The sequence below is a fragment of the Streptomyces sp. TAA204 genome (genome assembly GCF_000424965.1).
In genome coordinates this window covers 62,742-89,302 of record NZ_AUKW01000023.1, presented here as the reverse complement: position 1 = coordinate 89,302, position 26,561 = coordinate 62,742, and the positions used below count along the sequence as shown (strand labels likewise).

Here is a 26,561-nt window from a genome sequence, read left to right as displayed (position 1 = left end):
CTGCCTCACCCGCCCGTTGCCTGTCCGCGCCGGTCCCGCCGGACCAGACGCCGTGACACTGGCGCAAGGAGTTCGGTCACCTCGATGAGGCGGAGCGGCCGGGCCAGAAGCAGAACCGACCCGGCGACCGCTGCCGAGCCGAGTACAAGCCCTGCCAGGTCGCCGGCCGGGCCGTTGCCCAACTGCCGCGTGCTCCACCTGGCAAGTGCGTAGGCCACAGCTGCCCCGGGGAGACACGCCACGGCGAGAGCCAGGTGAATACTCAGCACCCGGTGCCCGTACAGACCGCGCGAAGGGCTATCGGTGCCCCCGGCGCGCAACCGCCGGTTCAGCATCCGGACGGTGCACGCCACGCCGACGGTGCAGGCGACGGAGTATCCCGCGGCCATGCCGGCAACGGCGAGCTGCGGGGGGAGATAGGTGTAGGCGAGGGCCGAGCCCGCTGCGTTGGTGGAGGCGATCACCAGGGTGAGGAGAAACGGAGTGCGGGTGTCGCCCAGCGCGTAGAAGCCGCGAGAGAGTGCGTACTGGGCGGCGAATGCCGCGAGCCCCGGTGCGAAGGCCATGAGCACCAGCGCGATTGCGCGGGAATCCGCTTCGCCGACCCGGCCGTATTGGTAGGCGACGCCGACCAGTTGAGGTGCGAGCACGAGGAAGATGCAGGCTGCAGGAACGATCGCCGCAGCCGATCTGCGCAGCCCGCGGGCGAGGTCGGAGGCTACCGTGGCCATGTCTCCTGAGACCGCGGAACGGCTCATCCTCGGCAGCAGAGCGGTCACCAGTGAGACCGTGACGATGCCCTGCGGTATCGCCCACAGGAGATAGGCGTTGTTGTACGCCGTGTAGCCAACACCCGCCGTCACTCCTTCACTTGTGGCCCGCAGACCGGCGGAGGTGGACAGGCGGGTCACCAGCCAGTACGCGATTTGGTTGACGAGTACGAGCAGCAGCGTCCACACGGCGGCCCTCAGCGGGCGCGTCAGCCCTGAACCCCGCCAGTCGAAGCGGGGGCGCCAGCGGAATCCAGCCGAGCGCAGCGACGGCAGCAGAGCCAGGGCCTGGACGGCGATGCCTGCCGTGCTCCCCACGCCAAGCAACAGCATCTGCCCCTCGGTTACTTCCGCCGCTTCAGTCGCGTTCGCGGCGACCATCAGGTACAGGCCGAAGACGGTGGTCACCACAAGGTTGTTGAGAACCGGGCTCCACATCATCGCGCCGAACCGGTCGCGGGAGTTGAGGATCTGGCCGAGCAGCGTGAACAGCCCGTAGAACAGGATCTGCGGCAGACAGAAGCGGGCAAGGGCCACAGTGAGGTCCCGCTGTGCGCCGGTGTAGTCGGTGTATGCGGCGACGATCCAGGGAGCGGCGAGCACCGCCGTTGCCGTCATCGTAAGCAGCGCGACGGTGCACACCGTGAGCAACCGGTCGGTGTACGCGGCCCCTCCGTCGCTGTCCCTCTCGGCCGCCCGTACGAGTTCGGGCACGAAGACCGAGTTGAGCGCGCCCCCGATCAGCAGGATGTAGATGATGTTGGGCACGGTGTTGGCGACGTTGTAGGCGTCGCCGATGAGGCCGGTGCCGAGCGCTGCCACGACGGCCGCGCCGCGTACGAACCCGGTCAGGCGTGACACCAACGAGCCGAGGATCATGCCGGCGTCGGCATGGCGATTCGACGGACTCCGGCTCTGCTGCTCGTCAGTGCGCTTCAGCGACTGTTGTCCGCTTCCGCCTGATTGCTCTGTCACCTGGCAGCCCTCCCGGACGTATCCCACGTGAGCGGGCCCGCCGGGGCCCTTCCAGACAGATGGTTCCGATTCATCCCGAGGAGGCCACGGCCATGAACTCGACGGTCCAGGCGCCTGATCCACACCGAACGCTGCATGTGGCACGCACCTCGTCCGCGCAGCACTCCGACTATCTGCGGGCGCGTTGCCGGCATTCCCACGAGGTCAGTTTCCTGCAGGACGCGTCGTGGGCTCGGGTCAAGCCGGAGTGGGGTGCGGAGCTCCTCGGATGGTTCGACGGCGAGGAGCAGCTCGGGGCGGCGCTCGTGCTGTACCGACGGCTTCCGGGCGCGCGGCGCGTCTTCGCGTACGTACCGGAAGGGCCAGTGCTGGACTGGGCCGCACTCGACCTCGGTGCCTGGATCGATCCCCTGCTCGACCACCTGAGGGAGGCAGGAGCATTCGCCGTACGGATGGGGCCGCCGCTGGCCTTTCGTCGCTGGTACACCGACACCCTCAAGTCTGCGGTAGGACCGGGCCGGCAGATCGGCCACGTCGTGCCGGACCAGGTGGAGCCGCTGGGTACTTCGGTAGCGGAACAGCTGCGCGAAGCCGGCTGGCAACGCCGGGACGACAACGCCCAGCCGCGCTACGTCTTCGAAGTACCGCTCGCCGAAAGGAGTCTGGAGGATGTGTGGGCCGGCTTGAACCAGGAGTGGCGTCGCAACATCAAGCGAGCCACGAGGTACGGAGTGACAGCAGAGGTCGGCACCGCGGACTATCTGCCCGCGTTCCACGAACTGCTGCGGACAACCGAACGACGGGACGGCTTCTCGCTGGGACGGTCGCTGGAGTACTTCGAGCGCCAGTTCGCGGTGCTCAACGAAGAGGAGCCCGAACGCATGCGGCTGTACATAGCCCGTCACGATGGAGAGGTGCTGGCAGCACACACCATGATCACCATGGGTAGGCGCGCCTGGTATCAGACGGGCGCCTCCGCCAGCCACCGGCGCGAGGTACGCCCCAGCCATGCCCTGCAATGGCGAATGCTGCGGGATGCCCTTGCCGGCGGAGCAGCGGTCTACGACATGCGAGGGGTCCCGGCCACCCTCGACCCCGAGAACCGGTCGTTCGGGCTGACCCGCTGGAAGCTGGGAACCGGCGGCGAGGTCGCGGAGACGCTCGGCGAGTGGGAGACCCCACTGGAAGGTACGGTCAATCGCACCCTGCATCGGACCATGCGGGCCTACCTCGCCCGACGCTGACCGCGTGCGGCCGGCCTTCACACGCACCAGTTCCTCAGACGTTCTCATCCGACGTGAGCCCCCAGCGTTGCTCTACTGCTAAGCAGATTAGCAGTGTGCCCGCTATAGGCGGCAATCTGGAAACTGAGAGCCTTCTCGGGCGGAACGCGGTCCGGAGCCGGACAAGAAACGGGAAGGCGCTGGGGAGGAACCGACGAAATGCACTGATCAGGCGCTACGGAACCTGCTCAGACATCGTTTCCCGCGCTGTGGGAGATCATTTCTCATCCATCGCTCTGGTTCGATGTCCGGGCGCAGGCGCCACTACCGTTACCGCTCTGGCCTCTTCCGGTCTGCTCGGGCTCTTCGTTGCAGCGCCATAAGGGCCATGTCGTCCGTCAACGCGCCGCCCGTATGCGCCTGTACGTCCGCGATTACGGCGTCAAGGAGCGTCTCCGGGTCGTCGAAGGCGCGCTCCGCGAGTGCCTTGTGAGGTTCGAAGAACTCGCCGCTGTCGTCACGTGCCTCGGACAGACCGTCGGTGTAGAAGAGCAGCTGCGTCCCCTGCGGGAAGGGGACCTCGTCGATGCGGTCAGCCGGTCCCTCGCCCAGCTCGGACATGCCCAGCGGCAGGGCGGTCTGGCTAGGGTCGAGGAAGCGGGTGTGGCCGTCGGCGAGGAGCAGCGGTGGTGGGTGGCCGCGGTTGACGATGCGCAGTGTCTCAGGATGTCCGGCGGGGATCTCGGCGAGCGCGGCCGTGGTGAAGCTCTCGTCGTAACCAGCGTCGCCGCGCTGTCGCTGGCCTTCCCGGAGTAGTGCGTGGTCCAGGCGGGCTGCGACCGCTGCGAGGGTTTTCTCCTGCTCCGCGGCTTCCCGGAAAGTCCCGATCACGACTACCACCGCCTCGACCGCGTCCATGCCCGCCCCGCGTACGTCCCCGATGATGAGCCGGACGCCGTACGGGGTCTCTTGCACGGCATACAGGTCTCCGCCGATGCGTGCGTCGATCTGGGCGGCCCGGTAGCGCGCCGCGACCTGGAAAATGTCGATCCAGGAGGGCGGCACCGGCAGCACTGCGAGCTGGGCGGCCTCGGCGATGGTTCGGGCGGAGGCGGCAACGGCACCGCTGCGGTGCAAGAGGCGGTTGATGACGACAGCGAGAAGAGATACGACGCCGGTGGAAGCCGTCTCGGAGATGTCATGCAGACCGGTGGTCGTCTCATCGAGTACGCGCAGGAGTGCGACGGCCCCGACCGAGAACATGCCGACCAGGGCGGTGCCGCTGGTCGAGAAGAAGGGAGCAGCAACGAGTGGGGCCGCACAGAAGAGGGCGGTGCCGGTCAGCGTGGGAGCGGTGACCAATTCCAAACCGACGGCTACCAGGATCAGCACGAAGGGGAGCGGGAATACGACGCGGCGCACGGACGCCGGGCCGGCGAAGCGACCCTCGCGCGTGATCCGCAAGCCCCACCTGTCCGCCTGCCGCTCTCTCCCGTGCTGCGGCTTCCGGCCCCTGGGATAGGTCTCCACCCTCCCAATGTGACCGGTGTCCCCCTGGACGGCGAGTCGAGCGGTGGCCCTGGGCCGGTGACCGCGGCGCTGCGGTCGCAGGTCCCCATGACTGGTTCCTCAGCAGGCGGTCGGTTCCGCGGGCTCAGCCACCAGGTGGCTCAGGTTCAGCCGACAGCGGGCCCACAGGCGGTGAGCAGCGGCAGAAGAGGCACGGCGACAGACGCTCCGATCACGCCAAGCCATGTGGCACGGTGCGGCCTGGTCTGCGGAGCGAGCGCTCGGCGCGCCCGGATCGCCGCGCCCGGCCCGCTTGCGCCGAGCGCGGTATGCGGGGCTCGTCCCGCCACGAGCTCGTACATGGCGCTGGCCAGCACCTCCCCCGAGTGGGAACGCAGAGCCCGATCGTCCGCGAGCATCTCCAGCAGCAGCGCGGTCTGGTTCCGCGCGTGGCCGGCGAGTGGCAGCCACGGAAACGAGTGCGCGAATGCCTCTGTCGCCGCGTGGATGAGGTGGTGCCGACCCGCGATGTGTCCTCTCTCATGCTCGAGCACCGCATGAAGCTGCTCCGCTGAAAGGACCTCCAGGGCGCCACGGGTCACGACCACGCGGTGAGAACGGCCGGGGAGACAGTAGGCAGCGGGAGTGTCGTGGTCCACGATCGTGGCGCCGTACTGCGGCGCCGAGCGGCCGACCACTGTGAGCATGTCCAGGTGGCGACGCTGGGTACGGCGCCTGCACCACGTGGCGCGTACGAGCTGTGCTACCGGGAGCAGCACGATGATCGCCAAGGCCAGCAGAGCGACGGCATCGGCCGCATCCGGGACCGGCTCGCTGGTGCTCGCCCCTGACAGCACGCCGCAGGTGCTGAGCAGCCCCACCAGCCCATCGTGGACGTGCTCCTCCGTCAGGAGCAGGTGATAGACGGCGAGCGCAGTGGTGATGACGAATGACATCATCAGGCCCAGCCATGCGAGGATCGCCAGGCCGGGAGCGCGGTGGGTCCACCGGGCTCGTGCCAACGCGCGTGGGGCGGCCGCGCCGACCAGGACAGCGTATCCGGCGAGTACCAGGGCCGTGATCACGTATCGCTCCTCCGCTTCGCGGCGCGTAGGGCAGACCGTAGAGCATCCACTTCGCCGGGCGACATCTGTTCCACGAAACTTACGAGCGCTCCAGCGGTGTCGGTGGTGCCGCCCAGTGCCTCCTGCATCAGCGTCGCGGTGTATTGCTGGCGCGTGCAGGTGGGCTCGTAGAGCCACGCCCGCCCCTCCTTCTCGCGGCGGAGCATGCCCTTGCGGAAGAGGATGTCGGCGACCGTCTTGACGGTGCTGTAGGCGACTGGGCGGTGCTTGTTGAGGTCTGCGACGACATCACGTGCGGTCGCGGGACGCCCCCACGTCCACAGGCGGTCCATGATCTCAGCTTCGAGCTCACCGAGCTGTCGCACGACCGGCCCCTCCGTCTCGCGCATCCGCACGCGGCGCTCCTGACACCGCTTCATCGTAGCCGTCGGCCGGGTACTGATCGGCTGTGCCGGGTACCGGGCACTCGTCCGTCGTGCGCAAGCGCCGGACCAAGGCGTGCGCGAGCAGGGCCACTGTGGCGACCGCGAGCACCGGCTGCGCCGGCGCCCAGTACGACATCGCACCGCTGACACCGAGCGCCAGCACCACCAGCTTGTTGCACACAGGACAGCCGACAGCGAAGGCCGACAGCACCCCCGCGAGCACGGCCCGCGCTGTACGGGGCGTGGGCTGCGCTGTAGCGCGGGCATCGGCCCGTCGGCTCACATAGGTGGCTACGAGCAGGCCCTCCAGCACGGAACTGATGGCCCACACCGGGTAGTTCCACCAGAGCACAGGGGTCATCCGGGTGTAGAGCGGCGTGGCCACCACCCCGGTCGGCACGCCGATCGCGGCTGCCGCCACGAGGGTCACCAGCGCGGCCACAGTCCAGTGACGCAGCGTCCACTTCCTCATACGCGCGCCTCTCACCGTAGCCAATGCTGCCAAGTAGCTTAGTAGATACCCCCCGGGTCCGGTCACCGCGAGCGAGCGCCGGAGAGACGTTGTCGGCCGGAGTCACAGCCGAGTTGCGCTCACTTCTCGCAGTAGTGGCGACGCCGACGGTGCCGACCAGCGCAGGACCTCCATGATGGCGCGGAGCGGCTGAGGGCGAGTTTTCATTGGCATCAGCCGATGCGGACGCCCCACATGAACGGCATGCCGCTGGTGGCGATCGGCTCGTATCGCACCTGGGAGCCGGGCTTGGGCGCGTGGAGTATCTGACCGTTGCCGGCGTAGAAGCCGATGTGGCTCAGGTCGGAACGCATGACGATGAGATCGCCGGGCTTGAGGGCGCTCTGCGAGTTGATGCGAGTTCCTTCATTGGCCTGGTCCTGCGAAGTGCGCGCGATGGAGACCCCGGCTTGCTTGAACGCCCACATGGTCAGTCCGGAGCAGTCGAAGGAGCTGGGACCGTCAGCACCCCACACATAGGGCATGCCGACTCTGCCCTTGGCAGCCGCAAGGGCGGCTCCGGCGCGCTGCGAGGCGCTGGCGCCGCTGCCCAAACTAGCCCGCTCGCTGGCCCTGTTGCTCCGTGCCTCCTCAGCCTTCAGCTCGGCTTTCTCCTTCGCCGTCATCGAGTTGAGGAGCCTCTGGGCCTTGGCGAGCTTGCCCTGGATCTCCTTCTTCTTGCTCTGCAGCTCCTCGCGGATCTCCGCGAGGTCCTTGAGCTTGTTCGCCGCCTCGTTGCGCTGTTGCTCAAGGAGTCGCTGCTTGGAGCGCACGTCCTTCAGCACTCCTAGCTGTCTGTTGGTGAATCGGTCGAGTGTGGCCGCCTTGTCCAGGTAGTTGTCCGGGGCGGAGGAGAGAAACAACTGCACCGAGGGGTCCACGCCACCACTGCGGTACTGGGCCGTGGCCAGGGAACCCAGGCCGTTGCGGAGCTCGTTGACGGAACCCTGGCCTCGAGCCACGGTCTCCTGGAGGTCGCTGACCTGCTTCTGCAGCTTCTTCCGCTTCTCCTCGGCGCCGTTGTACTTCTCGGTGGCCTGCGTGGCGTCTTCGTAGAGGCGGTCGACCTGCGCTTTGACGCCCTTCTTCTTGGGGTCCGGCAACGGGTCAGCCTGGGCCGACTGGGTCGTGACAGCGACTGCCGCCATGGCAGTCGCACCGAGCACGGTCGCGTAGGCATGGCTCGACTGCTTGGGGCGGCGGTGAGACGGCATAGAGGCGGGCTCCCTCTCTTCCTGGCCGCCGACCGATCGCCGTGTCGTGGTTCCAGGTGAGCAACGCGGATGCGGATTCGGCGGCGCCTCCGCTCACCACCCCGGGTGGGTGGTCGACCTGCGCAGGCGTGCTGGATCCTAGCCCGTTAAGGTGCTTAGCCTCAATCGCAGCCCTGAAGGGGGTAGTCAGCACGCCTGGAATTCGCAGCTTCCCAATGCATACAGCGGCGTCACTGCCACAGCATGGGCCCTGCTACTCCCCGAACGCCAAGCGTCTTAGCCTTCATCGGTAGATGCCCCGGAAGTAGCCTGCGGGCTGCAGATCACCGCTCGATCCATCGCGGGTGCGGTCGGCGCAATTCGGCAGGTTGTGGCTCGGACTTCGGCGGTCAGCCGCAGAACGCAGGCCGGCGGTCGCTACACCTTGCGAGATATCCGTGACGTGGTGGTCATGGGGTAGACCCAGGGACTGCCGGCATGAGACGGATCTGGGAACCGCCCGAAGGGCAGAGTGGTTCGGGTACAGAATCACTGTTTAGCTTGCTGTATCCGTTTTGTGAGCATGCAGCAGCGGATGATCGACTGCCCTAGCAAGGCAGCGCAGCACTGCGCACGAGCGTGGCAGGAGGTTCGCGGTGGCTGAGCACCCAGTGGCCGGGTATCTGGTCTGGGCGGTTCTGTTCGGTGCCCTGTTCGCCTGGGAGGGCGTTTCCCTGATCCGGGCGGACGACGCCTTTCCCAGCCTCAGTGATGCCCTGCGTGCGGTCATGCGGTATCCCGTTGGGCGATGGGCGCTCTTCGCGCTGTGGTTGTGGTTCGGCTGGCACACCTTCGTGCGCGGCTGGCACTTCCTGCTCCGGGACGGATGATGAGCGCGGGCCGGACACCGCGGCCGAAGGTCTAGTGACGTGCTCCCCACCTCCCTGAACGTCGTACTCATGCTGGTCGGCTACCTGCTGGTCATGGGATACCTGGCTCTCGGCCTGCGTATCCTCCGCCGAGGCCGCGTCAGGTACGAGCAGGGGAGCCGACTCGACCCACGCCGCGCGCGACGATTCGCGCTCGTCCCGGCAAGGCGAGGCTGGCGCGGACTCATGAGCGAGGTGATGCGCACCGCCGTCGGCGGCTACCTGCTGCTGATGATTGTGGTAGTCGGCTACTACCAAGGCGTCGCTCGTGCGGGCGGTGACTTGCTCCTGAGCGCGGTGACCGGGGCCGGACTGATGGTGGGGATCGCCCTGCCGCTGTTCTTCGTCGCGTCGTGGGCGGTCGCCCGGCACCGGCGGAAGCGGGCCAAGAAGACACGTCCCTGACGGGGCAGGGACGTCCGTGGCGCAGTCTGCCTCGAGGTATTCGTCAGCGCCGGCTGTTGTAGGTCCGCTGGGCCAACATCCGCAGTGGTGGATTCAGTGGTCTGTGGGCGCGGTGACTCGCAGGCGCTTGGTGAAGGTCTTGCCGCCGTCGCGGGATTCGTAGACGCCGTCCTGGGTCGCGGCAAGAATGCGGTCGGCGTTCACGGCGGTGAGGGCCTGGGGCTGTCCGCCGGGTACGGTGCCTGACTTCTTCCAGGTGGTGCCGTTGTCGGTGCTGCGGTGGAGTCCGCCTGCCGGGTCGATGCCGTACAGGGCGGCGGGCTTGGTCCAGGAGAGGAAGGCCAGACCGGGTTCGGAGCCTTTGTTGAAGGTCTTGCCGCCGTCGGTGCTCTTGGCGATGCCGCGTTGGGTGGTGGCCAACATCCTGTCGGGGTCCTTGGGGCTGACGGCGACGTCCAGTGCGTTGAGTTCGGCCCGCTTGTCCCACTTCTCGCCGTTCTTGCTGACGCGTAGCAGGCCGTTGGTGCTGTCGTAGCCGTAGATGGTGTCGTGGGCGTAGTCCAGGGAGTGGAAGTCGACTTCGCCACCTAGAGAGAGCGTCTTCCACGTCTTACCCGAGTCGGTGCTCTTGATCAGGCCACGGTTGGCGTGGTCGCCGCTGCCTTGGGCGGGGTGGCCGCTGCCGAGGAATGTCTTGGCGCCGGCGACGGTGAAGCCCATGTAGTCGGCGGTGTCGCTGACTCGCTTGGACGAGCCGTCGGTCACTGCGATGACGCCCTCGTGCGTGGCGACGTACAGGCGGCCGTCGGCCGGGTCGATGCCGAGCCCGTGGATGTGGCTGACAGCGGCTCCAGAGGTGGACTCCTTGGAGGCCGGGGTGTCGGAGTCGTTCGCGCAGCCGGCAAGTACGGCGGTGGCGGCGAGCAGGACGGAGGTGGCGGTCACAGCGGGGCGGAGCTGGAAGGTCATCGGATCGGTCCTCGTGGGGGTATGTGTCGGTGCCTACAGGGGGAGTTCGTAGCCGCTGACCCAGGTCTGCAGCTGGTAGATCATCAGGCTCCACAGGCCGGAGACCTGGGCGATGCCGACGGCCACCAGCAGGCCGCCGCCGATGCGCAGGACCATATGGGCGTGCCGGCGGGCGATGGAGAAGACGCGCATGCTCTTGCCGAGGGCGAGCGTGAACAGCAGGAAGGGTATGCCCACACCGACGGCGTAGAGGAAGGCGAGAACAGCGCCGCGCGAGGCGGACCCGGTGCTCACGGACAGCGAGAGGACGGCCGCGAGAGTGGGGCCGATGCAGGGGGTCCAGCCGATGCCGAACATCACCCCGAGTACGGGGGCGCCGGTGAGGCCGGCGCGGGGGGTGAACTGGGGGCGGAAGCTGCGCGACAGCAGCGGGAGGCGCTCCAGCGCGCCCATGAACATCAGGCCCAGCGCGATGGTGAATACGCCCAGGACGCGGATGACGGTGTCCTGGTGGGCCAGCAGCAGGGTGCTGGCCGAGCCGAACAGGGCGCCATAGGCGGTGAAGACGGCAGCGAAGCCTAGGACGAACAGGGCGGTGCCCAGCAGAGCCCGGCCTCGGGCCCTGCGGCCTGGGGCGGCCTGCTGCGCGTGGGCATCGGCGGCGGTCATGCCGGTGGTGTACGAGAGGTAGCCCGGGACCAGAGGCAGACAGCAGGGCGAGGCCACGGTGATCGCTCCCGCAGCCAGCGCGATGGGCGCGGCGAGAAAGAGCGAGCCGGAGCCGACCACCTGGCTGATGTCGACGGACAAGACGGTGCCTTTCCATGGGAACGGGGTCGGGTCCCAGCTACGCGGTTCACGGCGGTAGTGCCGTCGCCCGGGCGGTCCGGGCTGGCGGTCGACACGCAGCCTACCTCCTATGCAGCTTAGGTCCTTGCCTGCACAGGAGAGATGGGCGGGCAGTGGCAGCCACGGCGGAACCCCTGACGCTCGGAGCAGGACGACCGGTTACGCGGGCTTCGGTACCGGCCCGCGAGAGCGGGAAGTCGAGGCCTTGCGCAAGGAAGTCGACCTCCTGCGTTCCGGGCTCGACGACCAGTCCAGGACAACTGCCGGGGAACACACGCGATGACCGGGACCCTCGTGCCCTCGCTGTTCGCGGCGGCTGCCTGAAACGACAGCCCCCCGCCTGCTGGTGGTGCACCCTCAGCTCCCGGGTGATTCCTGCATTGGCCGAGTCCGCCCGCGGGCGGACTCACCCTGTTGTGCTGAGCGCCTGGACGTAACAGACGATCTGTCATGTTTGGGTAGTGCTCTGTGTTTCGCCGTGAGCGCTTGGTGGCAGTCGACGGGGTGCTGCCGTGAGGACTGAGGAACTCCTGGGAAGGCCGTGATTGGGAGATGGGCGAGTTCCTGGATCTGACGGCTATGTTCGCTGTTGTTTTCGGGCTGGTTGTCGGATTGCGCCTGGTCCACAGGCTGACGGCGGTGCAAGCGGGGCCATTGGCCGCCGACCCGTTCTTGTCCGGTGAGCGACCTGCGGAGCACGCGGTTTCCCGCTTCCACGCACGGTGGTACGCGTTGACGCTGCTCTTTCTCGCCTTCGACGTCGAGATGCTCTTCATGTACCCGTGGGCGGTCGTCGTGGCGGAGATGGGCGGATCAGCGGTGATCGAGATGTTCGTCTTCCTCGGGCTGCTGATGTGCGGCGTCGTGTACGCGTGGCGGGAGGGTGCGCTGCGATGGGCCTGAAGGCTGCCTATCGGGCGTCACATCGCCCCCGAGTTCTTCTGTTTGCCTGCCCGGGTGCCACGGCCGTACGGCTTGCGGCGGAATCGGCGGTTGCCGCGCTCGGTGGGTACCTCGCCATGTCCCCTGCGGATACTGATGTGCTTTTCGTGGCGGGCAGCCCTGCGGCCGAATTACAAACTGCCGTCGACGAGGTGTGGTCCCAAATGCCGGGTCCGCGCGTACGGGTGACGGCGACGGCCCCAGAGCCGGTGGCCGAGATGTTGCGGACTGCATTGTCCGAACTGACCCGTGGCCCTGCCCACCGGGACGGCCAGGACCGGAAAGGCGCCTGGGATGCGTTGCGACGGGAGGGCGACCCCGGTCGACCCAGCCGACACGGCGGTCACACCGGGCGCGAGGAGCCGGAGATGGAGATGCCCGGTGGTCTACCGATGGCCGACCGGGCCGAGGACCGTGACGGGCTGAAGCTGGACGTGCTGCATGTGCCACTCGGTCCGTGGCTGCCGCACTGGCCCGGCGGTCTGGTCATCGACACCCGGATGCAGGGCGACGTGGTGCAGCAGGCAGAAGCTCGACCGCTCTCGGCCCCTCATTCCATCGGCACCCCCTTCTGGCATGCCGATGGTGATCCTGCGGCGCTGCAACTACATACGGCCGCCGCTCATCTGGACTCTCTGACCCGGCTGTTGGCTGTGGCCGGCTGGCCCTCGGCGGCAGCCCGGGCGCGTGAGCTGCGAGACCGGGCTCTGGGCGGCGAGATGGGCGAAGGGCTGGTGCGGGACTGCGAACGGTGGCGGCGTCGGGTCGAGCGTTCCCGTCTGTTGCGGTGGTCGACTGACGGGCTTGGTGTACTGACAGCCCCTCATGCGGCGCGCCTCGGTGTCGGCGGCCCGGCGGCCCGTACCGCAGAGCCGTGGGATGCCACAGCACGGTGGCAGCAGTGGCTCACGGAGGTCGGGCGTCTGCTCGAAGGTGAACGAGCCCCGGAAGCCGGGCCGCGCGGACAGCCCGACGTATCGCCTCCACCGTCCCGGGCGCTGCTGGCCGCGGTGACCGAGCTGTTGCCGGGCCTGGATCTGGCTGCGGCGAGGGTGATGGTCGCGAGCTTCGATCCGGATCCGGATGAGCTCTTACAGGCGCAGCCGCAGTCCGCCGGCGAGGTGGGCCCGTGACGGTAACGGGAGCGCCGGCATGGGCAGTTGTGCCCGCGGTAGCGGTGCTGCTGGCGGTGGCCTTTGTGGGGGCCGCGTTCGACGGCGTACTGAGCGCACGGGCATCGGACCCTGCTGCGCCGGGCACATCCTCGCTGCTGCCGGGGTGGCGGTGGCCGGCGGTGGAGTGCGCGCGGCTGTTGCGGCAGCGCAACCGGGAGACGGTGGCCGCAGACCGGTTGCTGTGGCGGATCGGGACCGCGGGGCCACTCGTGGTGGCTGCGCTGATGGCTGCTGTTGTGCCGGTCGGGGGCGTGGTGGTGGCCGATCTGCCAGTGGGGATCGTCTGGTTCAACGCCGTCGACATCATGCTGTGGGCGGCGGTGTGGCTGGCCGGCTGGGGCCCGAACAGTGTGTATCCGCTCATCGGCGGCTACCGCTTCCTCGCCCAGGCCCTGAGCTACGAGCTGCCGTTGATGTTCGCCCTGACCGCACCCGCCGTGGGCGCGGGCAGTCTGCGCGTGCGCGAGGTGGTCGAGGCGCAGCAAGGGCTGTGGTTCGTGGTGTGGATGCCGGTGGCGTTCGTGGTCTTCACCGCTTCGGTCGCCGCGTTCAGCATGTGGGGCCCTTTCGCCTCGCCGGTCGGCGAGGACGCCGCCGGTGGTGTGCTGGCCGAGGCGGCCGGTGTGGACCGGCTGCTGGTGCTGGCCGGACGGTACGCGCTCCTGGCAGCCGGTTCGGCGATGGCGGTCGCGCTGTTCCTGGGCGGTGGCGCCGGGCCGATGCTGCCGTCCTGGGCGTGGACGCTGATCAAGACGTTGGCCGTCCTCGCCGGACTGGTGCTGCTGCGGCACCTGTTGCCGGTGCTGCATCCGGAACGGCTCGTTCGCGTCGGGTGGTTGGTGGCCCTTCCTGCGGTGCTGCTGCAGGTGCTGGTGGTCGCCGTCGTCGTCGTGCGGAAGGGGTGAGCGTGGTGCAGCTTGCCGCGTTCGCCGTATGCGCGGTGGTGGCTGTCGCCTCAGGGGTCGCGGTCTTCCGGGTGGACTCGATGGCCCGCGCCACGTACGCCCTCGCGCTGTCGTTCGTCGCCGTCGGAGCGGCCGTGCTTCTGCTGGACCTGGCCTACCTCGGGGTGGTGACCATTCTGATGATGGTGATGGAGATGGCGATCATGGGCGTCTTCATGATCATGTTCATGATGAATCCTGCGGGCCTGATGCCCATGTCGATGCTGCACAACCGGCGCGGAGCGCTGGCCATTTCCCTCGGGGTGTTCCTCGTGATGGCAGCGGGCGCGCTGCTCGTGCCCTGGCCGCAGCGCCGTACCGCGCGGCCGGCGGACCCGACCCGCGCGGTCGGAGAAGCGATCATGGGCAGCAAGATGCTGGTGATGGTGGGCATCGGTGCGGTGCTGTTCGCCACCATCGTCGCGGCGCTCGTACTGGCCGCGGGCCGCAGCCGGTACGACCGAGACGATGCCCACGCAGCCAGCGAAGGCTCGGTGAACCGGCGGTGACCTTGGAGATGTTCCTGGTGCTGGCCGCGGCGCTGTTCGCGGTCGGGCTCTTCGGAGCGCTGAGCCAACAGTCTGTCGTGATGGTGATGATGGGCCTGGAACTCATGCTCAACGGGGTGATCGTCGCCGGTGCCGCCTTCTGGTACTTCGTCGCTCCGGATCGCGCCGACGGCCAGCTGCTGGTGCTGGTGGTGATCACGGCCATGACCGTGGAGATGGCCATGGGCTTCGCCGTGGTGACGCTCCTGTTCCGTGCCAAGGACGCCGATATGACCGACATGGCCTCGGAGTTGAGGCAGTGAGCGCCCTGCTGTCGGCCGTCGTGCTGCTCCCGGCCACTGCCGGCGTGGTGCTGGTCGGCGCGGGCGGAGACCGTGACCGGGAGGGCGTGCGGGCGCGGGTGTGGCATCCGGCGTCGCTGCTGGCCGTGGCCATCGCCGCGGTCACGCTCGTACTGGCCACCACTGCCGCGTCCGTACGGGCGTACACCCGCATCCCGTTCCTGCCCGGGGGGCCGCTCGCTCTGCGCGTCGACGGTCTGTCCGCCGCCGTCATCGTGACGGTCGCCGCCGTCAGCTTGCTCGTTCTCCTCTTCTCCGCCGCCGGCATGCGTGACGGCCGTCCCCGCTTCTTCGGGCTGATGCTGGTCTTCGAGGCCGCCATCCTACTGACCGCGACGGCGACGACCCTGACCGGTCTGCTCCTGGCCTGGGAGGTCATGGGCGCCAGCTCGTACGCGCTCATCGCCTTCCGCTGGCGCGAGGACGAGCACGTGACGGCGGGCGCCACCGCCTTCCTCACGACGCGCACCGGTGACATCGGGCTGTACGTGGCAGCCGGCGCCGCGCTGGCCGCCGGCTCCACGGGCGGCCCGGCTGCGCTGTCCCTGGAGGCCTTGACCGCACTGCACGGTCCGTGGCTGCACGTTGCCGCCGCCGGTGTGCTGGCGGCGGCGTTCGGCAAGGCCGCCCAACTGCCCTTCTCCTTCTGGCTTTCCCGAGCCATGCTCGGGCCGAGTCCGGTCAGTGCCTTGCTGCACTCGGCCGCGATGGTCGCCATGGGCGGCTATCTGCTGCTGCGTATGCGTCCGCTGCTGGAAGCCGCCGGGTGGGCGGCACCAGCCACGGCGTGGGCGGGTGCGCTGACCGCGCTGCTGCTGGGCGCCGTCGCCCTGGCCCAGCGCGACCTGAAACAGCTGCTGGCGGCCTCCACGTGCGCCCAGCTCGGGTTCGTGGTCCTCGCTGCCGGGACGGGCGGAATCGCCGGCGGCACCGCACACTTCGTCGCGCACGCCGCCGTGAAGTCGCTGCTGTTCCTCGCCGCCGGGGTCTGGCTTTCCGCCTACGGCACGCAGCAACTCCCCGCCCTGTGCGGCGTCGGCCGCCAACACCGCGCGGTCGGTACTGCGTTCACCGTCGGTGCCCTCGCGCTGGCAGGCGTGCCGCCACTGTCGCTGTGGGCGACCAAGGACGAGATCCTGGCTGCCGTCGGCACCCCTGGTCTGTTCGGTGTGGCGCTGGCAGCCGTCCTGCTCTCGGCGCTGTATTCAGGGAAGGCGATCGGCTACGTCCTACGGTCCGCGCCGACGGACCGCCTCGGCGTCCAGACGCGCTCCCGCATCGGGGGAGGAGAGACCGCGCCCCTGCTCGTACTGGCCCTCGGCGCCTCCGCATCGGGTCTGCTCGCGCTGCCACCGCTTGCCGCCTGGCTCAAGGGGACCGTGGGCGCAGCCGGGGAATCCTCGGCAGGGCTCGGCACCATGCTGCTGTCCGCCGGTCTGTCCCTGGCCGGCACCGCTGCGGCGATCGCGCTCGCCCCGCGACTGCCCGAGCCGTCCTGGGCACGTGCCTGGCTGCACCTGGAGGCCGCGGCGCTGGTGCTCGTCGTACGCCCGACGCTCCGGCTCTCCCGCCTCCTGGCCCACTTCGACGACGCGGTCCTCGACCGGGCCGTCATGGCGTCGGCCTCCGGCGCCCGCCGCCTCGCGGCCTGGGCCGGGGCGGCCGACCGCTCGGGCGTCGACGGCCTCGTACGCGGCGTCGCAGGCGGCGCCCGCCGGCTCGGCGACCTGGCGCGCCGCCCGCAGACGGGGCAGCTCCACCAGTACTACGCCCAGGCCGTGTCGGCTCTCGCCGGTGCCGTACTCCTGCTGCTGCTCCTGCTGTTGAGGTGAGGATGCTTTCCCTGACCGTCTTCTTCCCGCTGGTCGCCTCGCTGATCCTCCTCGCCCTGCGCGGCCTGTCCGAGACCGCGGTGCGGTGGCTGTGGGTCGCGGTGTCGCTGGCGGAGCTGGCCCTTGTCGTGGCGCTGTGGGGCACGTACGCGGGACCGGGCTTCGGTCACGAGACCAACCTTCCGTGGATCCCGGGCGTCGGCTCCGGCTACCACATCGGCGTGGACGGGCTGTCGCTGCCGCTCCTCGCGCTCACCGCCTTCGTCTTCCTCGCGTGCGCGGCGTATTCGCTGCGCGGGCAGCGGGACATCCGCCGGTTCGCCGCTCTCTTCCTCGCGCTGGAGACCACGTGCCTGGGGGTGTTCGCGGCGCTGGATCTGATCCTCTTCTTCGTCTTCTTCGATCTGTCCATCGTCGGCATGTACTTCGTCATCGCAGGCTGGGGGCACGGCGCCCAAGCCGTCCGCTCCGCCCTGAAGTTCTTCCTCTACACCTTCCTCGGCTCACTCGCTATCCTTCTGGGCTTCATCGGCCTGTACGCAGCCTCCTCCCCGCACACCTTCGACATGGTCGAGCTGACCCGGGAGCCGCCGTTGCAGGGCGGCGGACCGGGCGGTGCGCTGGTGCTGCTGGCGATCGCGGTCGGGCTCGCGGTGAAGACGCCGACTGTTCCCTTCCACACCTGGCTCCCGCCCGCCCACACCGACGCCCCCGCCGCCGGTTCCGCCGTACTCGCGGCCGTTCTGCTGAAGATGGGCACCTACGGCTTCGTACGCATCGCCATGCCGATGCTCCCCGATGCCTGGCGCAGCTGGGCGCTCGCCTTCGTGGTCATCGGCGTCGTCTCGGTCCTCTACGGCGCCCTCGTTGCCCTCGCGCAGACCGACTTCAAGCGCCTGGTCGCCTACACCAGCGTCAATCACATGGGTTACGTGCTGCTCGCCGTCGGCGCGGCCGGACTGGCCGGCGGCGATCAGGAGGCCCGCTCGGTGGCGGTGAGCGGCGCGGTCGTCCAGATGGTCAGCCACGGCTTGATCACCGGCGCGCTGTTCCTGCTCACCGGAGTGCTCTGGGAGCGCGGCGGCACATATGAAATGGATTCCTACGGCGGACTGGCAGGGCCGGCGCCACGGTTCGCCGGACTCACCGCCGTCGCCGCCTTCGCCAGCCTGGGCCTGCCCGGATTCAGCGGCTTCATCGCGGAGTTCCAGATCTTCGCCGGCAGCCTCGGTCCGGCGCCGGTGGCGACCGCCCTCGCCCTGCTCGGCATTCTGATCACCGCCGGGCTCTTCCTCCACGCCCTGCATCGACTGCTGCTCGGCCCGGCCCGCTCCCCGGAGAGGTTCGCCGATCTGCGGGCTGCCGAGGCATGGTCGATTGCGCCGCTTCTCGCTGCGGCTCTGGCCATCGGCGTCTACCCGCGCATGCTGCTGGACACCGTCGAACCGGCCGCACGCACCGCCGTCGACCTGGTCGCCCGGTGAAGGGCATGAACGAGGACCCCCTGGCCCTCCTCCCCGAAATCCTGCTCATGGCGGGCGCGGTGGTCACCTTGCTCACCGGATCGTTCGTGCCCCGCGAACGCCAGTGGATCACCCGACTCACCGCCGTAGCGGCGCTCGCCGCAGCGCTGACAGCCGGGGCCGTGCTCGCCCCGGGCGCCGACCGGACCGTCTACGACGGCACCTACGCCCTCGACGACGCCACCGGCGCTGCCCGCATCATCGTCCCGGCTGCATCGCTGATCGTCCTGCTGCTGTCGGTGGGACGGGTACGCGGCGACCGACGCGAGAGCGAGTTCAACATGCTCGTGCTGCTGGCCGCCCTGGGCAGCATCCTCCTCGCGGGCACCTCCGACCTGCTCCTGCTCGCCGTCGCCTACCTGCTCGCATCCATCCCGCTGTACACGCTGGCCGGTTGGGGCCGCGACGCGATCGGCGCAGAAGCCGCCTTGAAGCTCTACCTGCTCGGAGTGCTGCTGGGCATCACTATGCTGCTGGGGATCACGCTTCTCTACGCCCTCGCCGGGGCGACCGACTATGCCGCGCTCACCAAGGGCCTCCCCCGCGCCTCCGCCGGAGCACTAGCGGCCGGAACGGTGGCCGTGCTCGCCGGACTGCTGTTCAAGGCAGGCGCCGTACCCGCCCACTTCTGGGTCCCCGACGCCGCCGCCGGAGCGACCGTACCGGCCGCCGCGTTCCTCACCACCGTCCCCAAGGTCGGCGCCCTGATCGCCCTGTACCGCCTGCTGACCACCATCCCCGAAGAGACCGTCGGCTGGCGCCTGCTGATCGCCCTTCTCGCCGCCGCGAGCATGACGCTGGGCAACCTCGCCGCCTTCGCCCAGACCGACCCGCTACGGCTGCTCGGCTACTCCACCATCAGCCAGGTCGGCTACCTGATGATGGCTGTCGCCGTCGCTAACCGGCTTGACGCTCTTCCCAGCCTGGGGCTCTACCTCGCCGCCTACGCGGTCACCAACCTCGGCGCCTTCGCCGCGGCCGCAGCCCTGCCTAACCTACGCACCTTGCGCTCGTATCGCGGCATGGGCCGGCAGCACCCATGGCTTGCGGGCGCACTGACCGTCTGCCTGCTCGGCCTGGTCGGAACACCACCGACGGCGGTGTTCGCCGGCAAGCTCACCGTCTTCTCCGCCACGTGGAGCGACGGCATGGCCTGGCTCGTCGTCGTCGCCGCCGTCAACACGATCGCCAGCCTCTTCTACTACCTGCGCTGGATCGCCCCCACGGTCTCGGCCGAAGGGACCCACGACGCGGCCTTCGTCGGCCCACCTGCGGAACACTGGGCCACCACCGCGGCCATCACCTCCGCCGGGCTGACGCTCGCCCTTGGCATCGCAGCCCAGCTGGTCCTCGGCACGCTCTCCGACCCCCTGACCCGGTAGCCGGGACCTGCCCTCGCGCCGCGAGGCTGCGTTGGCCCGACGCCAATGAACGCACGGGGCGGATCCGACAACGCCGCTCGCCCTGCCGACACTTGCCATCTATACGGGGAGGGGGTATACATGGCTAACAAATCAATACCCCCCTCGGGTATCCAGCTTGATCACTTTCCCTGGAGGAAACCATGCAGGAAACCCCCGCCAGCTCGTCCTGCTGCACCACCGACGGCAGCTGCCACTCCGACAAGGCAGCGACGGCAGGCACCGTCTATGCCGTCTCCGGCATGACCTGCGACCACTGCGCCGGCACTGTCACCAAGGCGATCAGCGGACTGGACGCCGTGAGCGACGTGCGTGTCGATCTGGCTGCCGGCCGTGTCACGGTTACCTCTGACAGCGACCTGGACGACGCGCTGGTCGCCGAGGTGATCGACGACGCCGGCTATGAGCTCACCGGCCGGGTCTGACGCCTGGCTGCCCATCCCGCGGCCTCTACCTGTCGTACGGGCCCGCGCCCCTTCGCGTCACTGGAGCAGTGATGACCACCACCACACCTGCCAACGCTGAAGTCGAGCTCGCCATCGGCGGTATGACCTGTGCCTCGTGTGCGGCCCGTATCGAGAAGAAGCTGAACCGGATGGACGGAGTGGAAGCCTCCGTCAACTACGCGACCGAGAAGGCCAAGGTCACTTACGCCGAGGACGTCGCGGTGCAGGACCTGATCGCCACCGTCGAGGCCACCGGCTACACCGCCACCCCGCCCGCCCCTGAGCGCCCAGCTGCCGCTCCGGACAGCGAAGCCGACTCCCCCGAGGAATCCCATGAGGTAGTCACACTGCGGCAGCGGTTGACCACATCCGTCGTGCTGTCGGTGCCGGTGATCGCGATGGCGATGATCCCGGCACTGCAGTTCCAGTACTGGCAGTGGCTCTCGCTGACCCTCGCGGCGCCGGTGGTCACCTATGCAGGCTGGCCCTTCCACCGGGCTGCGTGGACCAACGCCCGGCACGGTGCGGCGACGATGGACACGCTGGTCTCCGTTGGCACGCTGGCGGCGTTCGCCTGGTCGCTGTGGGCGCTGTTCTTCGGTATGGCGGGCGAGCCGGGGATGGTGCACCCCTTCGAGCTGTCGATCGCCCGTACCGACGGCTCGGGCAACATCTATCTCGAGGCCGCCGCGGGCGTCACCGCCTTCATCCTGGCCGGGCGCTACTTCGAGGCCCGCTCGAAGCGGAAGGCGGGTGCCGCGCTCAGAGCCCTGCTGGAGCTGGGTGCCAAGGAAGTGACGGTGCTCCGGGACGGACGCGAGACGCTGATCCGTACCGAAGACCTCGCGGTCGGGGACCACTTCGTCGTACGGCCGGGGGAGAAGATCGCCACCGACGGCGTCGTCACCGAAGGCAGTTCGGCCGTGGACGCCTCCATGCTGACCGGCGAGTCCGTGCCCATCGAAGTCGGCGTCGGCGACAGTGTCACCGGCGCGACCCTCAACGCGGGCGGACGGCTGGTCGTGGAGGCAACCAGGGTCGGCGCCGACACTCAACTGGCACGCATGGCAAAGCTGGTGGAGGACGCGCAGAACGGCAAGGCCGCCGCCCAGCGGCTGGCGGACCGCATCTCCGGCGTCTTCGTTCCCATCGTGATCGTGCTCGCTCTGGGCACGCTCGGCTTCTGGCTGGGGCAGGGGGCGGGCCTGACGGCCGCCTTCACCGCCGCCGTCGCCGTCCTGATCATCGCCTGCCCGTGCGCCCTGGGGCTGGCGACGCCGACCGCGCTGCTGGTAGGTACGGGACGGGGGGCTCAGCTGGGCATCCTCATCAAGGGCCCCGAGGTGCTGGAGAACACCCGCAAGGCCGACACCGTCGTGCTCGACAAGACCGGCACCGTGACCACCGGCACGATGACGCTGCTTGCGGTGCACACGGCCGAGGGTGTGGACGAGGAGGAAGTTCTGCGGCTCGCAGGCGCGTTGGAGAACGCCTCCGAACACCCCATCGCCCGCGCGGTCGCGAGTGGGGCCGGCGAGCGGGTGGGCGCTCTGCCCGTACCGGAGGACTTCGCGAACGTCCCTGGACTCGGCGTCCAAGGCGTCGTCGAAGGGCGCGCGGTACTGGTGGGCCGGGAGAGGCTGCTCTCGGACTGGACGATCCCGCTCCCGGACGGGCTCGCTCATGCGAAGGCCGCAGCGGAAGGTGCGGGGCGCACGGTCATCGCGGTCGCCTGGGACGGTGCGGCACGTGCCGTACTTGAGGTGGCCGACGCGGTGAAGCCCACCAGCGCGGAGGCGATTCGGCTCCTGCGCGGCCTGGGCCTGACGCCGGTGCTCCTCACGGGTGACAACCGTGCGGTGGCGGAGTCGGTGGCCGCCGAGGTCGGCATCTCCGCCGAGGACGTCATCGCCGAGGTCATGCCCGAGGACAAGGTCGACGTGATCAAGCGGCTGCAGGGCGAGGGCCGGTCGGTGGCCATGGTCGGCGACGGTGTCAACGACGCGGCGGCCCTCGCCCAGGCCGAACTGGGCCTGGCGATGGGCACGGGAACGGACGCGGCGATCGAGGCGGGTGACCTCACGCTCGTACGAGGGGACCTGCGGGCCGCCGCCGATGCCATACGCCTTTCGCGCCGCACCCTGGCGACGATCAAGTCCAACCTGTTCTGGGCCTTCGCCTACAACGTCGCCGCCCTCCCCCTGGCGGCTGCCGGGCTGCTCAACCCGATGATCGCCGGTGCGGCGATGGCCTTCTCCTCGGTCTTCGTCGTCAGCAACAGCCTCCGACTGCGACGCTTCCGACCAGTGACCAGGACCTGAGGGACGGGAAAGTGTTCCGCTTCACTGCAGCGATCGCCGGACGTACGGAAGTCCTAACTCTAGGATGACGAACATGGCCAGCTCCCGCCGCTCGTACCGCCCCCTGGGCGCGCGTGCGTGTGTGCTGCTGGTCCTGGCGGTGCTGACAGGGCTCGTGGCCATGCACGGCCTCGGGCCCGCCGCCCCCATGCCCCAGCACGAGCGGGCCATGTCGTCAGTCAGCAATCACGGTGCCGAGATGACGGGGCCCGGTCAGCAGGCGATGCACGCGGCTGACAGCGCCTGTCACCCCAGCGCCTACGGCCACGACGGTGGCAGGGGCCATCTCGAGCATGCCGACGCCACCTGTGTGGCGACCGGCATCAGCGGTGGTCCGGCCCTGGACGCACTGGCCCCCAGCGGGGTCGCCGGTGCCGACTCGCCGACGGATCACGGGGTACGTGACGGCGCCTCTGCCACAGAGCGGGCGCCGCCCTCACTGTCGCAACTACAGCTCCTGCGTATATAGGCCGTGCCGCACGGCGCCAGGCCCCGCGCCTGCGCCGCCATCCGGCACGCACACCATCACTTCTCACCGCGCAGGAGCAGAATCACCATGACCAAGTACCGATCCCTTTCCCGTGCAGCTGCGCTAGTCGCTGCCACCACCACCGCCGCCCTGGTGCTGACCGCTTGCGGCGGGAGCGACGACAGTTCCGCCGGCCACGGCGGCGGCCACAAGAGCTCCGCCCCGGCCAAGAAGGGCAGTAAGCACAATGCGGCGGACGTGTCCTTCGCGCAGGGCATGATCCCGCACCACCGCCAGGCCGTGGAGATGGCCGAGCTGGCCGCCTCGCGTGCCTCCTCCCCGAAGGTGAAGAGCCTCTCCGAGGACATCGAGAAGGCGCAGGGCCCGGAGATCAAGAAGATGTCCGGCTGGCTGAAATCCTGGGGTCAGGAAGTGCCTGAGGAGATGCCCGGCATGGACCACTCCGGAGACATGCCGGGCATGATGAAGCCCCAGGACATGGAAGACCTCAAGAAGGCTTCCGGCAAGGAGTTCGACACCGCGTTCCTGAAGATGATGATCGAACACCACAAGGGCGCCGTGGAGATGGCGAAGACCGAGAAGTCGGAGGGCGCCAGCAAGTCCGCCATGGACATGGCCACGGACATCGGCAGCTCGCAAACAGCCGAGATCAAGCAGATGAACACGCTCCTCGGCAAGTAGCCGCGCAGGGGGCCGCCCTGGTTTGGCCCCCTGCCCGGCTCTGTCGTAGATCGACAGCCTCAACAGCTCGCCGACGATGGAATGCCGGCGGCTCCCCTTGGTGAGCCCGGAAGAAGTCGGCATGCCCTGCAGCAGGGCACAGCCGCGATTCCCCGGCTCGGCCTGCTTCTGCCCTGCCGCGTCCGCCCGCGAGGCGGCGGCCCCGTGATTTCGACACGAATCGAGATGCACTCAGCCATGCGCAAACCAACCCGCCGCGCCGTGCTCGGCGCGGGAATCGCCGCTGCCGGAGGCGGCCTACTCACAGCCTGTTCAACGTCCCCGACCAGAGACTCAGCGACCTCGCGGTCAGCCCTTACCGGCCCCGACGGCTACGTCTCCCCCGGCGGGAAAGAGGCCGCCGCCGCCGAAGCCGGGCGGAAACCCGGACCACCACGAAAGGTGCGGCTCACCGCAGTGGAGACCCGGCTCGATCTGGGTGGCTGCACGGTCAGGTCCTGGGCCTACGGCGACCGGCTGCCGGGGCAGGAGATCCGGGTGACCGCAGGAGACACCCTCGCCCTGACCCTCGCCAACCATCTGCCGGAGGCCACTTCGGTGCACTGGCACGGCCTGGCTCTGCGTAACGACATGGACGGCGTGCCCGACGTCACCCAAGAGCCGGTGCGGGCCGGCGCTACCTTCGACTACCGCTTCGCGGTCCCTCACCCGGGCACCTACTGGTTCCACCCGCACTCCGGCGTGCAGCAGGACCGCGGTCTCTACGCCCCGCTGATCGTCGAGGACCCGAAGGAACCCCTCTCCTACGACAAGGAGTGGGTCGTCGTGCTCGACGACTGGGTCGACGGAGTGGACGGAAGCACACCCGACGCCGTGTTCGCCGAACTCCGCAAGGGCATGGGCGGCATGGAGCACGGCGGCCACGACATGAGCGGCATGTCGATGGCCGAGAACGCGTCGCCTTCACCCAAGGAATCCGGCCCGTCCCGCATGATGATGGGCGCTACGAGCCGCCTCCTCGGGGGCGACGCGGGCGATGTCTCCTACCCCTACTACCTGGTGAACGGACGCGTGGCCGAGGACCCGGAGGTCTACCGTGCGAAGCCCGGCGACCGCATCCGCATCCGCATCATCAACGCCGGTGGTGACACCGCCTTCCGCGTCGCACTCGGCGACCACACCATGACGGTGACCCACACCGACGGCTTCCCCGTCGAACACGCCAAGACGGACGGGCTCCTGCTGGGCATGGGAGAGCGCTACGACGTGCTCGTCACGGCGAAGGACGGCGTCTTCCCCCTGACAGTTCTGGCCGAGGGCAAGAAGCAGACGGGCATGGCGCTGCTGCGAACGGGAGGCGGCGCAGCCCCCAAGCCGTCCGCCCGCCCGGCAGAACTGTCCGGAAAGCTGCTGACCGCCAGCAAGTTGAGCCCGGACCCGAGCGTCCGGCTACGCCCCGGGAAGCCGGACCGCGAGATCGAACTGACCCTGACGGGTGGCATGGCGAAGTACAACTGGGCCTTCAACAAACGGAAATACGACCCGGAGCAGCGCTACCCCGTCCGCGCGGGCGAACGCGTCAGGCTCGTCTTCAAGAACACCACCAAGATGTGGCATCCCGTCCATCTCCACGGCCACACCTTCGCCCTGGCCGACAACGGCCCCCGCAAGGACACCGCGATCGTCCTCCCGGACAGAACCCTCAGCGTCGACTTCGACGCCGACAACCCCGGCCTGTGGATGGTCCACTGCCACAACGTCTACCACTCGGAATCAGGAATGATGACCATCCTGGGCTACCGCAACCAGCAGCTCGGCGCGGATGGTTGAAGGGCTCATCGGCGGTCACGCTGAACTCTCCTGCGCCGAAGGGGGATTCCAGGCGAAGGCCGTCCCCGCCGCCCCCATGAGCAGCCGGGTCGGAATCAGAGAGGCGACGGTGTCGCGCAGCGCCACTCCGGCTCGGTTGCGGGTCTGCAGCATGTGGCCCAGCCTGCCGGACGTACGGGCCATCCGCTGGGTGCGGGGGCGGCGGGTGGCGTCGTAGGCGCTCAAGCCGCCGACGACGCCTGATCGTTCGATGGCGACGGCAAGGGTCACGGCGTCCTCGATCGCGAGACAGGCTCCTTGACCGATGTCGGGTGTGATGAGCGGCGTCGCCGAGCAGGGCCACGCGGCCGCGGACAAAGGTGGGCAGCCGGGCGTGCAGGTAGTACACGTCATGACGCAACAGGGCGTCTTCCGGGGTGGCAGCGAGCAGTTCGGGGATGGGCTCGTGCCAGTCCCGGAACCGGCCGGCCACCTTGTCCAGGTCGCGCTCGGGGGTGGCGTGCTCGGGCATGCCCTCGGCGGCGAACCAGTAGACCTGGCCGTCGTTGATCGCGGCGACGCCGAAGCGCGCGCCGCGTCCCCAGGTCTCGGTGAGGATCGGCGCCATGCCCAGGGGCGCTGCCCTCTCGGCGGGAACGATGCCGCGCCAGACCGTATAGCCGGCGTAGTCCGCCCCCGGGTAGTCGGGCAGCAGTGCCGCCCGTAGCCCGCTGCCGACCCCATCGGCGGCCACGACCAGATCGGCAGTCTCTGTGACCAGGCCGTGTGCGGTGTCGAAGGTGACCGTGGCCGTGTCAGCGGCGGTAGTGACGTCCGTGGCGCGACGGCCTGTGTGCAGCACCGAGGGGTCGAGGCCTGTCATGAGCAGGCGGTGCATCTCGGCACGGTGCAGCGCGTAGAAGGGGGCGCCGTAGCGTCGCTCGATACCGGCGGCTGGAATGCGTGCAACGCGCCTGCCCCCTCGCAGCCGGATCTCCAGCCCGTCCTGACGCAGACCGCGCTCGCGCAGGGCGGCCCCCAGGCCGAGGTGGTCCAGGGCTTTGACGGCATTCGGTGCGATGGCCAGACCCGCGCCGACCGGCCCGATGAGCGGTGCCTGCTCGTAGAGCGCCACCCGCCATCCGATGCTCTGCAAAGCCCGCGCCGCGGTCAGGCCGCCGATCCCCGCGCCGACGACGATCGCCTTGTCCGTGCCCATAGATGCCACCCCTCACAGATTCAATC

Annotated in this window: 24 protein-coding genes and 1 pseudogene; 16 read left to right on the top strand and 9 right to left on the bottom strand. The window is 69.1% G+C overall.

Features of this window, described 5'->3' with window-relative positions:
• Positions 1-5 precede the first annotated feature (5 nt).
• Positions 6-1,649, bottom strand: coding sequence for a murein biosynthesis integral membrane protein MurJ (murJ, locus tag H343_RS32430; protein ID WP_078506053.1), 1,644 nt, complete (start codon positions 1,647-1,649; stop codon positions 6-8).
• A 188-nt stretch (positions 1,650-1,837) separates the two neighbouring features.
• Here murJ and H343_RS0123255 point away from each other — a divergent pair, with 188 nt between their 5' ends.
• On the top strand, positions 1,838-2,989 hold the full coding sequence (locus tag H343_RS0123255; RefSeq protein ID WP_028433091.1) for a peptidoglycan bridge formation glycyltransferase FemA/FemB family protein: 1,152 nt from the start codon (positions 1,838-1,840) through the stop codon (positions 2,987-2,989).
• Between the two features lie 309 nt (positions 2,990-3,298).
• Here H343_RS0123255 and H343_RS32425 read toward each other — a convergent pair whose 3' ends face one another.
• The 5 genes from H343_RS32425 to H343_RS0123230 form a co-directional block, all read right to left on the bottom strand.
• Positions 3,299-4,360 carry a PP2C family protein-serine/threonine phosphatase gene (locus tag H343_RS32425; RefSeq protein WP_486587024.1) on the bottom strand — a complete coding sequence of 354 codons (1,062 nt, stop codon included), beginning with the start codon at positions 4,358-4,360 and terminating at the stop codon, positions 3,299-3,301.
• 284 nt (positions 4,361-4,644) lie between these two features.
• A complete protein-coding gene (locus H343_RS0123245; RefSeq protein ID WP_028433090.1) occupies positions 4,645-5,562 on the bottom strand; it encodes a M56 family metallopeptidase in 918 nt (305 codons plus the stop codon).
• Positions 5,559-5,927, bottom strand: a complete 369-nt coding sequence (locus H343_RS0123240) for a BlaI/MecI/CopY family transcriptional regulator (protein ID WP_028433089.1) — start codon at positions 5,925-5,927, stop codon at positions 5,559-5,561. The genes H343_RS0123245 and H343_RS0123240 overlap by 4 nt, the downstream gene beginning before the upstream one ends.
• Entirely contained in the window at positions 5,911-6,459 is a 549-nt protein-coding gene (locus tag H343_RS32420) for a hypothetical protein (RefSeq protein WP_078506052.1), read from the bottom strand. Before H343_RS32420 ends, H343_RS0123240 begins: the two co-directional genes overlap by 17 nt.
• Before the next feature lie 212 nt (positions 6,460-6,671).
• The gene (locus H343_RS0123230; protein ID WP_028433088.1) at positions 6,672-7,712 is read right to left on the bottom strand and encodes a C40 family peptidase; all 1,041 of its coding nucleotides are present in this window, start codon (positions 7,710-7,712) and stop codon (positions 6,672-6,674) included.
• A 635-nt stretch (positions 7,713-8,347) separates the two neighbouring features.
• Between H343_RS0123230 and H343_RS32415 the strand changes: the two genes are divergently transcribed.
• Together H343_RS32415 and H343_RS0123220 are read left to right on the top strand one after the other, a co-directional pair.
• Complete coding sequence (locus H343_RS32415; protein WP_037904805.1) at positions 8,348-8,581, top strand: DUF6186 family protein; 234 nt, start codon at positions 8,348-8,350, stop codon at positions 8,579-8,581.
• Between the two features lie 39 nt (positions 8,582-8,620).
• Positions 8,621-9,025 (top strand): DUF6256 family protein, encoded by a 405-nt coding sequence (locus tag H343_RS0123220; RefSeq protein ID WP_028433087.1) that lies wholly within the window; start codon positions 8,621-8,623, stop codon positions 9,023-9,025.
• A 93-nt stretch (positions 9,026-9,118) separates the two neighbouring features.
• Here the strand turns inward: H343_RS0123220 and H343_RS0123215 are convergent, their stop codons facing one another.
• Both H343_RS0123215 and H343_RS0123210 read right to left on the bottom strand, forming a co-directional pair.
• Positions 9,119-9,994: a F510_1955 family glycosylhydrolase gene (locus tag H343_RS0123215; protein WP_028433086.1), complete on the bottom strand. Its 876-nt coding sequence runs from the start codon at positions 9,992-9,994 to the stop codon at positions 9,119-9,121.
• Between the two features lie 33 nt (positions 9,995-10,027).
• Positions 10,028-10,804, bottom strand: a complete 777-nt coding sequence (locus H343_RS0123210) for a cytochrome c biogenesis protein CcdA (RefSeq protein ID WP_028433085.1) — start codon at positions 10,802-10,804, stop codon at positions 10,028-10,030.
• Between the two features lie 591 nt (positions 10,805-11,395).
• On the opposite strand from H343_RS0123210, the gene H343_RS0123205 reads away from it, so the two are divergent.
• The 13 genes from H343_RS0123205 to H343_RS0123145 all read left to right on the top strand — a co-directional run bounded on the left by H343_RS0123205 (position 11,396) and on the right by H343_RS0123145 (position 25,337).
• Positions 11,396-11,746 (top strand): NADH-quinone oxidoreductase subunit A, encoded by a 351-nt coding sequence (locus H343_RS0123205; protein ID WP_486587023.1) that lies wholly within the window; start codon positions 11,396-11,398, stop codon positions 11,744-11,746.
• A 407-nt stretch (positions 11,747-12,153) separates the two neighbouring features.
• Positions 12,154-12,918, top strand: a complete 765-nt coding sequence (locus tag H343_RS36120) for a hypothetical protein (RefSeq protein ID WP_486587022.1) — start codon at positions 12,154-12,156, stop codon at positions 12,916-12,918.
• The gene (locus tag H343_RS0123195; RefSeq protein ID WP_028433083.1) at positions 12,915-13,865 is read left to right on the top strand and encodes a complex I subunit 1 family protein; all 951 of its coding nucleotides are present in this window, start codon (positions 12,915-12,917) and stop codon (positions 13,863-13,865) included. Before H343_RS36120 ends, H343_RS0123195 begins: the two co-directional genes overlap by 4 nt.
• Positions 13,866-13,870: 5 nt before the next feature.
• Entirely contained in the window at positions 13,871-14,413 is a 543-nt protein-coding gene (locus H343_RS32405) for an NADH-quinone oxidoreductase subunit J (RefSeq protein ID WP_486587028.1), read from the top strand.
• Complete coding sequence (nuoK, locus tag H343_RS0123185) at positions 14,410-14,715, top strand: NADH-quinone oxidoreductase subunit NuoK (RefSeq protein ID WP_028433082.1); 306 nt, start codon at positions 14,410-14,412, stop codon at positions 14,713-14,715. The genes H343_RS32405 and nuoK overlap by 4 nt, the downstream gene beginning before the upstream one ends.
• Positions 14,712-16,586, top strand: coding sequence for a proton-conducting transporter transmembrane domain-containing protein (locus H343_RS0123180; protein ID WP_028433081.1), 1,875 nt, complete (start codon positions 14,712-14,714; stop codon positions 16,584-16,586). Before nuoK ends, H343_RS0123180 begins: the two co-directional genes overlap by 4 nt.
• A gap of 2 nt (positions 16,587-16,588) precedes the next feature.
• Entirely contained in the window at positions 16,589-18,070 is a 1,482-nt protein-coding gene (locus H343_RS0123175) for an NADH-quinone oxidoreductase subunit M (RefSeq protein WP_028433080.1), read from the top strand.
• A 5-nt stretch (positions 18,071-18,075) separates the two neighbouring features.
• Positions 18,076-19,491 carry an NADH-quinone oxidoreductase subunit N gene (locus H343_RS0123170; RefSeq protein WP_028433079.1) on the top strand — a complete coding sequence of 472 codons (1,416 nt, stop codon included), beginning with the start codon at positions 18,076-18,078 and terminating at the stop codon, positions 19,489-19,491.
• A 182-nt stretch (positions 19,492-19,673) separates the two neighbouring features.
• Complete coding sequence (locus tag H343_RS0123165; RefSeq protein ID WP_028433078.1) at positions 19,674-19,955, top strand: heavy-metal-associated domain-containing protein; 282 nt, start codon at positions 19,674-19,676, stop codon at positions 19,953-19,955.
• 71 nt (positions 19,956-20,026) lie between these two features.
• A complete protein-coding gene (locus H343_RS0123160) occupies positions 20,027-22,297 on the top strand; it encodes a heavy metal translocating P-type ATPase (RefSeq protein ID WP_028433077.1) in 2,271 nt (756 codons plus the stop codon).
• Positions 22,298-22,370: 73 nt separating this feature from the next.
• Positions 22,371-22,805: a DUF6153 family protein gene (locus tag H343_RS0123155; protein ID WP_037904853.1), complete on the top strand. Its 435-nt coding sequence runs from the start codon at positions 22,371-22,373 to the stop codon at positions 22,803-22,805.
• 87 nt (positions 22,806-22,892) lie between these two features.
• The gene (locus H343_RS0123150) at positions 22,893-23,507 is read left to right on the top strand and encodes a DUF305 domain-containing protein (protein ID WP_028433075.1); all 615 of its coding nucleotides are present in this window, start codon (positions 22,893-22,895) and stop codon (positions 23,505-23,507) included.
• 225 nt (positions 23,508-23,732) lie between these two features.
• Entirely contained in the window at positions 23,733-25,337 is a 1,605-nt protein-coding gene (locus H343_RS0123145; RefSeq protein WP_486587027.1) for a multicopper oxidase family protein, read from the top strand.
• Positions 25,338-25,662: 325 nt separating this feature from the next.
• On the opposite strand, the pseudogene H343_RS36115 reads toward H343_RS0123145, so the two are convergent.
• Positions 25,663-26,535 (bottom strand): annotated as a pseudogene (locus H343_RS36115) (FAD-dependent monooxygenase); the annotation flags it as partial.
• Between the last annotated feature and the right edge of the window lie 26 nt (positions 26,536-26,561).